Origin of the sequence: Lysobacter sp. (assembly GCF_035655815.1) — a bacterium.
Taxonomy (GTDB): Bacteria; Pseudomonadota; Gammaproteobacteria; order Xanthomonadales; family Xanthomonadaceae; genus Lysobacter_J.
In genome coordinates this window covers 17,767-31,042 of sequence record NZ_DASRTS010000040.1, presented here as the reverse complement: position 1 = coordinate 31,042, position 13,276 = coordinate 17,767, and the positions used below count along the sequence as shown (strand labels likewise).

Below are 13,276 nucleotides of genomic sequence, written 5' to 3'. Positions count from 1 at the left end.
GCGATCGTTCCGGCGAACGTCAACCACCCCGAGCTCGAGCCGATGGTCATCGGTCGCGCCTTCAAGGTGAAGGTCAACGCGAACATCGGAAACTCGGCCGTCTCGTCGTCGATCGACGAGGAGGTGGAGAAGCTGCGGTGGGCGACGCTCTGGGGCGCCGACACGGTGATGGACCTCTCCACCGGCAAGAACATCCACGAGACCCGCGAGTGGATCCTTCGCAACAGCCCGGTGCCCATCGGCACCGTGCCGATCTACCAGGCGCTCGAGAAAGTCGGCGGGAAGGCCGAAGACCTCACCTGGGATCTCTACCGCGACACGCTCATCGAGCAGGCCGAGCAGGGCGTGGACTACTTCACGATCCACGCCGGCGTGCTGCTGCGCTACGTGCCGCTGACGGCGGGACGCGTGACCGGCATCGTCTCGCGCGGTGGATCGATCCTGGCCAAGTGGTGCCTGGCGCACCACAAGGAGAACTTCCTCTACACGCACTTCGAGGACATCTGCGAAATCATGAAGGCCTACGACGTGGCCTTCTCGCTGGGCGACGGTCTGCGTCCCGGCTCCATCGCCGATGCCAACGATGCGGCGCAGTTCGGCGAGCTGGAGACCTTGGGTGAGCTGACGAAGATCGCCTGGAAGCACGACGTGCAGACCATGATCGAAGGCCCCGGTCACGTGCCGATGCAGTTGATCAAGGAAAACATGGACAAGCAGCTGCGCGAATGCGGCGAAGCGCCGTTCTACACGCTCGGCCCGCTGACCACCGACATCGCGCCGGGCTACGACCACATCACCAGCGCCATCGGTGCGGCGATGATCGGCTGGTTCGGCACGGCGATGCTCTGCTACGTCACGCCGAAGGAGCACCTGGGCCTGCCGAACAAGCACGACGTACGCGAGGGCCTGATGGCCTACAAAATTGCCGCGCACGCGGCTGACCTGGCCAAGGGTCACCCGGGCGCGCAGGCACGCGACAATGCGATGAGCAAGGCGCGCTTCGAGTTCCGCTGGGAGGACCAGTTCAACCTCGGGTTGGATCCGGAGCGCGCCCGCGAGTACCACGACGAGACCCTGCCCAAGGATGCGCACAAGGTCGCGCATTTCTGCTCGATGTGCGGACCACACTTCTGCTCGATGAAGATCACCCAGGACGTGCGCGATTACGCAAAGGAACACGGCGTGGACGAGCAGGCCGCGCTGGCCGAAGGCATGGCCGAGAAGTCGGCGCAGTTCCGCGAGCAGGGCGCGCAGGTGTATCGCAAAACCTGAGTTACGTGCCGGCCGTCCCCGTTGCGTCAACGCCGCGGGGGCGGCAAGCTCCGACAGCCGCAAGGCAACGGAGCGCGAAGATGGGCGATGGCGGCAGGCAGGTGGTCAAGGCAGGGATCAGCTTCGGCAGCGCACTGGCGATCGTGATCTCGTGGACGGCCAACAAGTCGCTGTTCTGGGCGATCGTGCACGGGCTGCTGTCGTGGCTCTACGTCATCTACTACGCCGTGCGTTACCACTTCTAGCGCGCCCGTCATCATCAGGAATGCACCATGGCCGTGAGCCGTCTGTTCTGGTTGCGCTGGCAGGTACTGGCGCGCCGCCACCCTTCGGCCTTCCTGCTGGCCGTGCAGTTGCTGAGCCTGGTGGTCTATCCGCTGCTCGATCCGCTTGGCGGCGGGCGCGTGGTGTTCGGGGCCTTCGGCGTGCTGGCGCTCGCACTGGTGGTCTGGGTGGTCAACCGCAGCCCGGCGAATACCTGGATGGCGTGGGTGCTGGCCGTGCCGGCGTTCGTGCTGTCGGTGCTTTCGGTCGTCCTGAAGAGCGATGCGCTGCTGGTCGCATCTTCGGCGCTGGAAGCGGTGCTTTACTTCTACGGTGCCGCCAGCCTCATCGCCTACATGATGAGCGACCACCGCGTGACCGCGGACGAGCTTTATGCGGCCGGTGCGACGTTCACCCTGCTGGCGTGGGGCTTCGCCTACGCGTTCCTGGTGTGCCAGGCGTTGTATCCGGGCAGCTTCACCGGTGCGGTGGAGCCGGAGCGCCCGCGTTCGTGGATCGAACTGCTGTTCCTGAGCTTCACCAATCTTTCGGCCGTGGGCCTGGGCGACGTGATCCCGCTGGGGCTGGGGGCGCGCGTGCTGGTGATGCTGGAGCAGTTCGCCGGCGTGGGTTACGTCGCGGTGGTGGTGTCGCGGCTGATCGGCCTGACGATCCTTCGCGCCAAGGGTTGAGCGGCCCCTGCGCCCGCTTTGTTGCAAAAAAAATCGCGCCGGGGCGCGAATGTTGGAACAGTACGTTCTGTAGTACGTCGGCGAGAGAGGGCCTGAAGCCACCCCGTGTGTAAACGGGAGTTAGCCGACGGACGTTAGAATGTTGGCGCGAGCCTTGCTTTCCCCGTCGCGCCGGGCCTATGTGCTGAGTTGGTCTGATCGTCCGGCGTAGCCAGTTCGGCACATGACGGCTGTTCAGCTAGCCGCTCACCATTCCTGATTGATGCCCAGACCCCTCGACCCCAGCCAAGCGCCCCTGCCGTCCGAGCGACTGCGCGTGGGCGACTGCATTGTCGACGTGCCCCTGCGCGAAATCCGCGCACCGGGCAAGCGTCGGCCGCTGCGCATCACCCCCAAATCCATGGGCGTGCTGCTGGTGCTGGTGGAGCAGGCCGGACGCGTGGTCAGCCGCGACACGCTGATGACCGAGGTCTGGCCGGACACGTTGCCGACCAACGACGTCGTCACGCAGGCCATCACGCAACTGCGCAAGGCCTTCGACGACGAGCGCGGCAACCCTCGTTACATCGAGACGATCGCCAAGAACGGCTACCGCCTGCTCGCGCCGATCCAGTGGATCTACACCGAGTCGCCCGATGGCGCGGCCGTGCCGACGCCGGCGCCGGACGACGAGCGCTGGGCGGATCCGACGCGCACGACCGCCAAGTACCCGGCCATCGCGGGCGCGGATCCAAGCGAGCCCCTAGCGCCGGTGCCGTTCCCGGTGAGTCCGCTGCCGCGCGGGACGTGGACGTCGATCCTGACCGTGTTGTGCGTCGTCGCCCTGCTGGTGGCGGCGCTGGTCGCCTGGGCGCTGCTGCGGACGCCGCCGATCGATGCCGCTGCCGGCCCGGCGGTCACGTCCGGGATGCAGGGACTGCGCAGCGAGCGGCCTTACCGGCTGATCACCTCGATGCCGGGCTTCGAACTGTCGCCGACGCTCTCGCCGGACGCGGGCATGGTGGCGTACGTGGCCATTCCCGATGGCGAGCGCGGCACCTCGATCCTGGTGCAGACCACCGAGCAGACCCAGCCGCGGCTGCTGACGCGTCCGCCGGAAGGTTCGGACGACAGTGCGCCGGTGTGGTCGCCGGACGGCCGGTGGATCGCCTTCATGCGTACCAGCCCGACAACGTGCAGCATCCGCGTGGTCACGCCGAATGCCCGTTCCGAGCACGAGGTCGGCACCTGCGACCGCCGCAATCCACCGACCTTCGACTGGACCCCTGACAGCAACGGGCTGATCTTCGGCGGCATGGGCGGCGAGCACGGCAGCCTGGGCCTGCGTGTGCTGGACCTGGACAGCGGTGCATGGCGGGCGATCGACTACCCGCACAAGCCGGACGACCTGGACACGTCGCCGCGCTATTCGCCCGACGGTCGCTGGATCGTGTTCGTCCGCAACCCGCCGCTGGGCGACTTCTGGCGCATCCCGGCGCAGGGCGGCAATGCCGAGCGCCTGAGCCACCTGCGCGCCGACCTGCGCGGCTGGGACTGGTCGCCCAGCGGGCGCGGGCTGTTGTTCAGTGCCACGGTCGACGGCGAGTACCGCGTGTTCCGGCTGGATACCAGCACGGGCGAGGCGCGGCCCGTCGGGCTGGAGGACGCGCAGTCGCCAGTCGCCGCCCGGGCCCGGCGCGCCATCGCCTTCGTCCAGCGTCGGCCGTACTTCGGGCTGTACCGGGTGGACCTGACTGCGGGCGACAACGGCAACGTGCACGTGGTGGAGCCGCTGTTCCCGTCGTCCTCGCGCGATCTGCTGCCGGCCATCGCTCCGGACGGCCGCCAGCTCGCTTTTGTCTCAGATCGCTCGGGGGCGAACGCGCTTTGGGCGGGCGATGTCGAACAACCGGACACGCTGCGGATGATGGGCGGCATACGGCCCGGCTCGCGCTATCCACCGTCCTGGTCGGCCGACTCGCGCCGCCTCCTGGTCACGGGAACCGACGAGAATGGCCGCGTGGTACTGCAGGAAGCCTTGCCTGCCAGCGGACAGGTGGTGACCTTGCGCGTGCCGGACCCGGACCCGCTGCTGGCGCGCTATACCCCCGATCCCAACCGGCTCCTGGTGCTTTCCGCGACGGGCGAGGGGCACCCGCAGCTCCGCCTGTACGACCGTAGCGTCGCCCCGTGGCGTTCGCTGGCGCGGATCGATGGGGTCTCGTTCTTCCAGGTCGATGCCCCGCGTAACCGGGTGGTGTTCACCCGCCTGACCGAGAGCGGCCTCTGGGAGGCCGGGTTGGACCTGTCCGCGGCGAGCATCCGGCGGATCGACGACGCCGAGCCCACGGCCGAGCGCTACCGCCTCTGGTTCGTCGCGCCCAATGGCGAGATCCGCTACATGGAGCAGTTGCAGGACTGCGCCGCGAACTTGCGCCAGCTTGGCGCCGGCGGGGGCCCGGGCCGCTGCCTGGACCAGACACGCAGGTCCGCCATCAACGGATTCAGCCTCGGCGGTCAGCGCGGCGAGGCCGCTTACATGGCGCTTGTCGAGTGGGACGGGGCCGATATCGGTTACATGGAGCTTCCGAAAGAAACCGCGCCGCCGATGCCGGGTTGGGTCAACTGATTGATCCGGAAAAGAAAAGTTCTATCGGAACTCTTTCGGTAAAGCCATCGTTGCGAATTCGTATAAGTCTCCGCCAACTTTCCTGATCGCGACCCCGCCTTTCAGGCAAATCCATTGGCCATTCTCGGCACATGAGGTGGACCAATGGAGCAAGTGCAATGGGCGGACCGCGGGCAGCTACTGCAGCTCGATACGCCGGACGGCGCGGTTCAGGGCGGATGCGTCGGGGTTTCGCGCCTCGGCAGCGTCCAGGTCACCGGCGGGTTCACCATCTGGGTGCAGCTGCATGGCAGCTCCTGGATCGAGGCGAAGGAGGGCAAGTTCCGACTCCGCAGCGGTGACTGGATCGCCTTCGAAAAGGATTCCAAGCCGACTGTCCAGGCGGACCGGTTCGGTGTCTGCATGGGGCTCACGCTCTCCAGCGACGCCCTGCGCGAGATGACCCGCTTCGCCGACCGTGGCCTTTATGCCGGCCGCGGCCGCATGTCCCGCCACGATGCCCGCATCAGCCTGCGCCTGTGGCGCGAGGCCGTGACCCGCCTGTCGGAGTCGCCCAGCACGTTCGATCTGGCTTCGATGCGCCCGGTCCTGCTGCACCTTGCCGGCACCCAGCGCGACCTCGCCGCACGCATCCCGCGCTGCCCGGGCCGCTCGCGCAGCCGCAAGCGCCAGGTCTTCGGTCGCCTGCAGCGCGCCCGCCTGTACCTGGAGGGCAACTGCGACCGTGTGGTCCGCATCAGCGAACTGGCCGAACTGACCAGCTTCTCCAGCTGGTACTTCTCCAAGACCTTCCACAGTCTTTATGAGGAGAGCCCGCAGGCGGCCTCGGCCCGCATGCGCCTGGAGCACGCCGCGGACCTGCTGACCAGCACCTCGATGATGATCGGCGAGGTCGCCGCCGCCAGTGGCTTCGACAACTGCTGCAGCTTCGCGCGTGCTTTCCGTGCCCGCTACGGCGTGTCGGCCACGCGCTACCGCAGCGCGGCCCTGTCCGAGAAGCCAGATTCGGCAAAGTCGGCGGTCGCCAAGCGCGCAGAGCGCACCGGCACCTGAGCACGGATTCCGCGCCGACGACACGGTTGCAGGCAATGGGGCGGTCGATGCGTGCATCGGCCGCCTTTTTATTTGCGCGCGAAGGCCGCGAAAGCGTGACGTCCTGCCCGAAAATCGCGCACGGGCAGATGGCTCGACTTCGCAACGGCGGGAATCCGCGTGAATGCCCTGTCCTCGCGGACACATTTTGCAAAGTCTCTCAGCGGCACCCGCAAAGCGGTGGAGCGAACCGGATCGTAAGTTTGATGAGCGTTTAACACGCCCATAACAGATATCTGGAGAGAGATAGATGAACCATCGCAATTTGCGCACCGCGATGCGCGTCGGCATGCTGCCGGCCGGTATCGCGATCGCGCTGGCGCCGGCGTTTGCCGTTGCTCAGGAAGGTGGCGAGCAGTCGGCCCCGACCACGCTCGATCGCATTGAGGTCACCGGTTCGCGTATTCGCCAGGCCAGCATCGAGACTGCCAACCCGGTCATCATGATGACCCGCGAGCAGATCCAGAAGCAGGGCTTCACCAGCGTCGGCGACATCCTGCAGAACATCACCACCACCGGTTCGCCGGCCATCAGCCGTGCCAACGCGCTGTCCTCCGGTGAAGAAGTGGGCGGCCAGTACGTCGACCTGCGTAACCTCGGCCCGCAGCGCACGCTCGTGCTGCTGGACGGCAAGCGCCTGGGCATCAGCTCGAACGGCTACTCCGACCTGGCCTCGATCCCGACCGCCGTGGTCGAGCGCATCGAAGTGCTGACCGACGGCGCTTCGGCGATCTACGGTTCGGATGCCATCGCGGGCGTGGTCAACATCATCACCCGCAAGAACTTCGACGGTCTGGAAGCCAGCGGCTACGTCGGCCAGTACGGCGAAGGCGACGGCGAAGTGCAGCAGTACAGCTTCCTGCTCGGCAGCACGGGCGAGCGCAGTTCGATCACCTTGGGCGTCGAGTACTCGAAGGAAGAGCCGGTCTACGCGCGTGACCGCGACTTCTCGCGTTATCCGTCCGGCACGGCCCACCCGTTCCCGGAAATGGGCGTGGACGATGAGGGCAATCCGATCCTCATCGCCAATGGCTGGAGCGGCAACACCGACAAGGGTCGCGTGATCTTCTTCGATCCGGCCACTGGTCGCTGGACCGACAACCGTACCCTGAACCCCGGCGCCGACCCGAGCGATCCCAACAACTACCACGCGTTCAACGAAGGCGAGAATTTCGACCTCGCCAACCCGAACCAGCAGATGTTCCTGCGCACGGGCATCGAGCGTCGTTCGGTGTACGCCAACGGCAGCTTCGACTTCACCGATAACATCCGCCTGAACACCGACGCGCTGTACACGCATCGTGAGACGCTGCAGCAGATCGCGGGCTATCCGTTTAGCTCGGACAGCAACAATGACGGCATCCGCAACATCTGGACGGCCGACAATGTGTACAACCCGTTCGGCGAAGATGCCCGCATCAACCGCCGTACCTCGGAAGTGCCGCGTCAAACCAACAACGAGCTGACCACGTACCGCTTCGGCGCCACGCTGGAAGGTGCGTTCGACATCGGCGACAAGCCGTGGAATTGGGACGCCGGCTACGTCTTCAACCAGAACAAGGGTGTGCAGACGGGCACCGGCAACCTGTTCATTCCGAACGCGCGCAACGCGCTGGGCCCGAGCTTCATGCAGGACGGTGTGGCTTACTGCGGTACCCCGGGTAACGTCATCGATGGCTGCATTCCGTGGAACCCGGCCCTGCCCTACGGCCAGGTCGGCCCCGGCGGTCTGACGGGCAACCAGGCGCTGCAGGACTACCTGTTCCTGCCGACGCATGACACGTCGGAAACCACCACGCACATCTACAGCCTGAACCTCAGCGGCACCGTGGCCAGCCTGCCGGCCGGCGACCTGAACATGGCCGTGGGTTACGAGCACCGCAAGGAAGATGCGCGCTTCGAGCCAGACGCCCTCAAGCAGTCGGGCCTGAGCACCGACCTGGCCGGTGGCGTCACCGCCGGTGGCTACTCGCTGGACGAGGTCTACCTCGAGTTCAACGTGCCGATCCTGGCCGACATGGCGTTCGCCAAGGAACTGTCGATCGACATCGCCGGCCGTTACTCGGACTACGACACCTTCGGTGACACCGTCAACGGCAAGTTCGGCCTGAAGTGGCGTCCGATCGAGGACCTGCTGGTCCGCGGTACCTACGCGACGGGCTTCCGCGCCCCGACTCTGGGTGACATGTACGGCGGCAGCGGCCAGTCGTTCGCGTTCTACACGGATCCGTGCGACACCAGCTTCGGCGCCGCTGCCGGCAATCCGACCGTGGCCGCTCGCTGCCAGGCTGCGGGCGTCCCGGCGGACTTCCGCCAGATCGCGTCGGGTGGTGTCGTGGCCGCGGGTCCGAACCAGCAGGCCGACTGGCCGTTCCTGGTCACCTCGAACGAGAACCTGAAGCCGGAAACCTCGAAGTCGAGCACCTTCGGTTTCGTGTACAGCCCGGGCTTCGTGGAAGGCCTCGACGTCAGCCTCGACTGGTGGAAGATCAAGATCGAGGACGTCATCGCCGCCGAGACGATGACCGCGATCCTGAACCGTTGCTACGTGCTGGGCATCACCTCGTCCTGCTCGGGTTTCACCCGTGACCTGGTGGGCAACATCGGCACCGCGCCGGGCGAGATCTACGATGCCACGGTGACCTTGGTGAACGGTGGTTACCAGGAGACGGCCGGTTACGACTTCAACGTCCGCTACCGCCTGCCGGAAACCTCCATCGGCCAGTTCACGGTCGACTGGAAGACCTCCTACATCGACTACTGGGAATACAAGCGCGACAACGAGGCCGTCACCCCGGTCGAGCAGAAGAATAGCTGGTCGGTGGACGGCAATGCCTACTTCCGTACCCGTTCGAACCTGAGCGTGGACTGGAGCCTGGGCGACTTCGGTGCGACCTGGAGCACGCGTTACTACTCCGGTCTGAAGGAAGCCTGCGCCTACGCCGGCGAGTGCAGCGATCCTGACTTCACCTCGCCGTACACGCTGCAGCAGCCGACCAACGAGACGGGTGCTAACACCTTCCACGACGTGCAGTTCCGCTACAACACGCCGTGGAATGCCACCGTCGCCGCAGGTGCCAACAACGTGTTCGATCACCAGGGCACGTACCTGTATACCAGCCCGAACTCGGACTTCGGCATGTACGGTGGCTTCGACATCGGTCGCTTCTACTACCTGAAGTACACGCAGCGCTTCTGATAGGCTGCAACGCAACACGCAACACGCAACACGCAACACGCAACACGACTACGGCCCCGCAAGGGGCCGTAGTTTTTTGTACGGCCGAACCTTTCGCGTAGCGAATTCCGGGTACAAAAAAAGCCGCCAGAGTGGCGGCTTCTTTCGTCATCAGGACGAGGGCCTGATCAGAACTTCGGCTTGTCCTCTTCCGAGGTCGCGTTGTAGCGGGCGATCGCGTCGGTGAGGATCTTCTTGGCTTCGGCGGCGTTGCCCCAACCTTCGATCTTCACCCACTTGCCCTTCTCGAGATCCTTGTAGTGCTCGAAGAAGTGGCCGATGCGGTCGAGCCAGTGCTGCGAAACCTGCTCGATGTCGGTGATGTGCGCGTAGCCGCCGAAGATCTTCGGCACCGGCACGGCGATCAGCTTCTCGTCGCTGCCGGCCTCGTCGCTCATCTTCAGCACGCCGACCGGGACCGCACGGATCACCGAACCGGGCACCAGCGGCAGCGGCAGGATCACCAGCACGTCGGCCGGGTCGCCGTCGCCGCACAGCGTGTGCGGGACGTAGCCGTAGTTGCAGGGGTAGCGCATCGGCGTGGACAGGATGCGGTCGACGAAGATCGCGCCCGAAGCCTTGTCGACCTCGTACTTGACCGGCTCGGCGTCTTTCGGGATTTCGATGATGACGTTGATCTCATCCGGCGGGTTCTTGCCGGTGGGGACGAGGTCCAGACCCATGCGGTGCTCCAACTGCTCGGGGCCGCGCCGGAGGGCGGCCGTGGTTTCGGGGATAGCGGGTCGGGCATTTTACGCGGCCGGGTGCTGCGGCGCAGCAGCCCCGTGGCCGCAAGCCGGTCTTGCCCTCCACAGGCGCAGACGAGTGACTTCCAGGCATGGGTTCGGCACCGGCGTGGCCGTACGCTGCACCGATTCGACCGCACGGAGATCCCGCGATGAAGACATGGATGGCAGTGGTGCTGGCCGCACTGATGGCCACGGCGAAGGCCCAGCCCCCGCCAGGGAACCTGGACGTGCGCTGGGACGAGGGCGCGGCCGACTGCGCGACGGGGCAGTGGACGCCCCTGCAGGTCCACGCCTTCGACCAGCGAACCTTCATCCTGAGGCAGAGCCCCTGCGCCAGCTTCGAGGCGAACTTCCTCTACCTGCTGGTCGGCAACGAGCGCGCGCTGCTGGTCGACACGGGCGCCATCGCCGATGCCAAGCGCATGCCGCTCGCGCAGCGCGTGCTGGAGCTGCTGCCGACCCGCAACGGAGCAAGGCTGCCACTGGTGGTCGCGCACACGCACAGCCACAGCGACCATCGCGAGGGCGACGCGCAGTTCGCGTCGCTGCCGGAGGTGCGGATCGTGCCCGCGGACCTCGATGGCGTCCGTCGCTTCTACGGCCTGGATCGCTGGCCGGACGGCGTTGCGCAGCTCGATCTGGGCGGTCGCGTGGTGCATGTGCTGCCGGCACCGGGTCACAACCCCAACCACGTCGTATTCCACGATGACTCGACCGGGCTGCTGCTGACCGGCGATTTCCTGCTGCCGGGGCGGCTCACGGTCGACGATGCGGATGCCTTCAAGGCCAGCGCCTCGCGCATCGCGGCTTTCGTGAATGATCGCCCGGTATCGCACGTGCTGGGTGGGCATGTGGAACACGACCGCGAAGGTCATCTGTACCCGCACGGTGCCACGCACCATCCGGACGAACGTCCACTGCCGTTGACGAAGGCGGAGGTGCTCGCGCTGCCGCAGGCGCTGGACGACTTCAATGGCTTCTACGCGAGCCACCCCTCGTTCGTGCTGACCAATCCGCTGCGCAATGTCGCGGCGGTGGCGATTGGCGTGCTGGTGCTGCTGGCGCTGGCGATCTGGCTGCTGGTGCGCTGGATGCGCCGCCTTCGCCGCGCACGCACCGCGAAGGCGGGCTGAGGCATCGCGGAAAGAAAAACGGCGACCCGCAGGCCGCCGCTTCTCTCGACTGATCCTTGTGCCTACAGCAGCGGCACCATCAGCAGCGCCACGATGTTGATGATCTTGATCAGCGGGTTGATGGCCGGGCCCGCGGTGTCCTTGTAGGGGTCGCCCACGGTGTCGCCGGTGACGGCGGCCTTGTGCGCATCGGATCCCTTGCCGCCGAAGTTGCCGTCCTCGATGTACTTCTTGGCGTTGTCCCATGCGCCGCCGCCGGTGGTCATCGAGATGGCGACGAACAGGCCGGTGACGATGGTGCCGATCAGCAGGCCGCCCAGCGCCTTCGGCCCCAGCAGCAGGCCGACGATGATCGGCACGATCACCGGCAGCAGCGACGGCACGATCATTTCCTTGATCGCCGACCGAGTCAGCATGTCCACTGCCTTGTCGTACTCGGGCTTGGCGGTGCCTTCCATGATGCCGCTGATCTGGCGGAACTGGCGGCGTACTTCTTCCACCACGGCACCTGCCGCACGACCCACGGCTTCCATCGCCATGGCGCCGAACAGGTACGGGATGAGGCCGCCGATCAGTAGGCCGATGATCACCGTGTGGTCGGACAGGTCGAACGTGAAAGTCTCGCCCGGGTTGGCCGCCTGCAGGTTGTGCGTGTAGTCGGCAAACAGCACCAGCGCGGCCAGCGCGGCCGAACCGATCGCATACCCCTTGGTCACCGCCTTGGTGGTGTTGCCCACCGCGTCCAGCGGATCGGTGACGTTGCGCACTTCCGGCGGGAGTTCGCTCATCTCGGCGATGCCGCCGGCGTTGTCGGTGATCGGGCCGTATGCATCGAGCGCGACGATCATGCCCGCCATCGACAGCATCGCGGTGGCCGCGATAGCGATGCCATACAGGCCGCCCAGGTAGAACGCGAACCAGATCGCCAGGCACACCGCGATCACCGGCAGCGCGGTGGACTTCATCGATACGCCCAGGCCCGCGATGATGTTGGTGCCGTGACCGGTGGTCGATGCGGCGGCGACGTGGCGCACCGGCTTGAACTGCGTGCCGGTGTAGTACTCGGTGATCCACACGATCGCGCCCGTCAGCACCAGGCCAATGATCGCGCAGCCGTAGAGGTTCATCGCGCCGTGCGCGTTGTCGGCCATCAGCGAAGTGGTGATGGGGTAGAACGCGATCGCGGCGAGCACCGCGGACACGATCACGCCCTTGTACAGCGCGCCCATGATCGAGCCGCCAGCCTTCACCTTCACGAAGAACGCGCCGATGATCGACGCGATGATCGACACGCCGCCGAGCACCAGCGGATACAGCACCGCATTGCGTCCGGCCTCGGCGATCATCAGGCCGCCCAGCAGCATCGTCGCGATCACGGTGACGGCGTAGGTCTCGAACAGGTCCGCCGCCATGCCCGCGCAGTCGCCGACGTTGTCGCCGACGTTGTCCGCGATGACGGCAGGGTTGCGCGGATCGTCCTCGGGAATACCGGCCTCGACCTTGCCAACCAGGTCGGCACCCACGTCGGCGCCCTTGGTGAAGATGCCGCCGCCCAGTCGCGCGAAGATCGAGATCAGCGATGAACCGAACGCCAGGCCCACCAGCGCATGCAGCGCATGTTCACCAGTGTGGCCGAGCCGCTGCAGGATCCAGTAGTAGCCGGCCACGCCCAGCAGGCCCAGGCCGACCACGAGCATGCCGGTGATCGCGCCGCCGCGGAATGCGACGTCCATCGCCGGGCTCATGCCCTTGCGTGCGGCTTCGGCGGTGCGGACGTTCGCGCGCACCGACACGTTCATGCCGATGTAACCCGCCGCACCGGACAGCACCGCGCCGATCAGGAAGCCGATCGCCGTGGGCCAGGTGAGGAAGAGGCCGATGAGCACGAACAGCACCACGCCGGCAATGGCGATGGTGGTGTATTGCCGGTTGAGGTAGGCGCGTGCGCCTTCCTGGATCGCGCCGGCGATCTGCTGCATGCGTTCGTTGCCGGCGGGTTGCGCGTTGATCCATCGCGCGGAGACGATCCCGTAGAGGATCGCGATGACGGCGCACACCAGCGCCAAGGCCAAACCGTACTGCTCCAGCATGAACCCCTCCCCGTAGAAGTGGATACATCGGAATTTCGAGTTACGTACCTTTCGAGTTGTAGCTGCGCGGGTCGTGGGTCACCGCCGCAACGGGCCGACTATCGCATAGCCCCCGGCGGCACGCACGCTGTGAACGCA

9 protein-coding genes are annotated in these 13,276 nt (G+C 66.2%); 7 read left to right on the top strand and 2 right to left on the bottom strand.

The annotated features are described in order from the left end of the window. From thiC to VFE83_RS12245, 6 genes are all read left to right on the top strand, one after another. The coding region (gene thiC / locus VFE83_RS12270) for a phosphomethylpyrimidine synthase ThiC (RefSeq protein ID WP_324906512.1) at nucleotides 1-1,272 on the top strand (1,272 nt) is incomplete at its 5' end. A gap of 80 nt (nucleotides 1,273-1,352) precedes the next feature. Next, a complete protein-coding gene (locus VFE83_RS12265) occupies nucleotides 1,353-1,517 on the top strand; it encodes a hypothetical protein (protein ID WP_324906510.1) in 165 nt (54 codons plus the stop codon). A gap of 27 nt (nucleotides 1,518-1,544) precedes the next feature. Next, nucleotides 1,545-2,228, top strand: a complete 684-nt coding sequence (locus tag VFE83_RS12260; protein WP_324906508.1) for an ion channel — start codon at nucleotides 1,545-1,547, stop codon at nucleotides 2,226-2,228. A gap of 262 nt (nucleotides 2,229-2,490) precedes the next feature. Next, nucleotides 2,491-4,836 (top strand): LpqB family beta-propeller domain-containing protein, encoded by a 2,346-nt coding sequence (locus tag VFE83_RS12255; RefSeq protein ID WP_324906506.1) that lies wholly within the window; start codon nucleotides 2,491-2,493, stop codon nucleotides 4,834-4,836. 144 nt (nucleotides 4,837-4,980) lie between these two features. Continuing rightward, entirely contained in the window at nucleotides 4,981-5,889 is a 909-nt protein-coding gene (locus VFE83_RS12250) for a helix-turn-helix domain-containing protein (protein ID WP_324906503.1), read from the top strand. A 289-nt stretch (nucleotides 5,890-6,178) separates the two neighbouring features. Further along, on the top strand, nucleotides 6,179-9,127 hold the full coding sequence (locus VFE83_RS12245) for a TonB-dependent receptor plug domain-containing protein (RefSeq protein ID WP_324906501.1): 2,949 nt from the start codon (nucleotides 6,179-6,181) through the stop codon (nucleotides 9,125-9,127). A 167-nt stretch (nucleotides 9,128-9,294) separates the two neighbouring features. On the opposite strand, the gene ppa is transcribed toward VFE83_RS12245, so the two are convergent. After that, nucleotides 9,295-9,849 (bottom strand): inorganic diphosphatase, encoded by a 555-nt coding sequence (gene ppa / locus VFE83_RS12240; RefSeq protein ID WP_324906499.1) that lies wholly within the window; start codon nucleotides 9,847-9,849, stop codon nucleotides 9,295-9,297. A gap of 215 nt (nucleotides 9,850-10,064) precedes the next feature. Here ppa and VFE83_RS12235 point away from each other — a divergent pair, with 215 nt between their 5' ends. Continuing rightward, on the top strand, nucleotides 10,065-11,048 hold the full coding sequence (locus VFE83_RS12235) for an MBL fold metallo-hydrolase (protein WP_324906498.1): 984 nt from the start codon (nucleotides 10,065-10,067) through the stop codon (nucleotides 11,046-11,048). Nucleotides 11,049-11,110: 62 nt separating this feature from the next. Here VFE83_RS12235 and VFE83_RS12230 read toward each other — a convergent pair whose 3' ends face one another. After that, nucleotides 11,111-13,138 (bottom strand): sodium-translocating pyrophosphatase, encoded by a 2,028-nt coding sequence (locus VFE83_RS12230; protein WP_324906497.1) that lies wholly within the window; start codon nucleotides 13,136-13,138, stop codon nucleotides 11,111-11,113. Nucleotides 13,139-13,276 lie beyond the last annotated feature (138 nt).

What these genes read in the sequence shown, in the direction of transcription:
- VFE83_RS12265 (WP_324906510.1), top strand. Translation starts at nt 1,353, where the DNA reads ATGGGCGATGGCGGCAGGCAGGTGGTCAAGGCAGGGATCAGCTTCGGC.
- VFE83_RS12260 (WP_324906508.1), top strand. Translation starts at nt 1,545, where the DNA reads ATGGCCGTGAGCCGTCTGTTCTGGTTGCGCTGGCAGGTACTGGCGCGC.
- VFE83_RS12255 (WP_324906506.1), top strand. Translation starts at nt 2,491, where the DNA reads ATGCCCAGACCCCTCGACCCCAGCCAAGCGCCCCTGCCGTCCGAGCGA.
- VFE83_RS12250 (WP_324906503.1), top strand. Translation starts at nt 4,981, where the DNA reads ATGGAGCAAGTGCAATGGGCGGACCGCGGGCAGCTACTGCAGCTCGAT.
- VFE83_RS12245 (WP_324906501.1), top strand. Translation starts at nt 6,179, where the DNA reads ATGAACCATCGCAATTTGCGCACCGCGATGCGCGTCGGCATGCTGCCG.
- ppa (WP_324906499.1), bottom strand. Translation starts at nt 9,849, where the DNA reads ATGGGTCTGGACCTCGTCCCCACCGGCAAGAACCCGCCGGATGAGATC.
- VFE83_RS12235 (WP_324906498.1), top strand. Translation starts at nt 10,065, where the DNA reads ATGAAGACATGGATGGCAGTGGTGCTGGCCGCACTGATGGCCACGGCG.
- VFE83_RS12230 (WP_324906497.1), bottom strand. Translation starts at nt 13,138, where the DNA reads ATGCTGGAGCAGTACGGTTTGGCCTTGGCGCTGGTGTGCGCCGTCATC.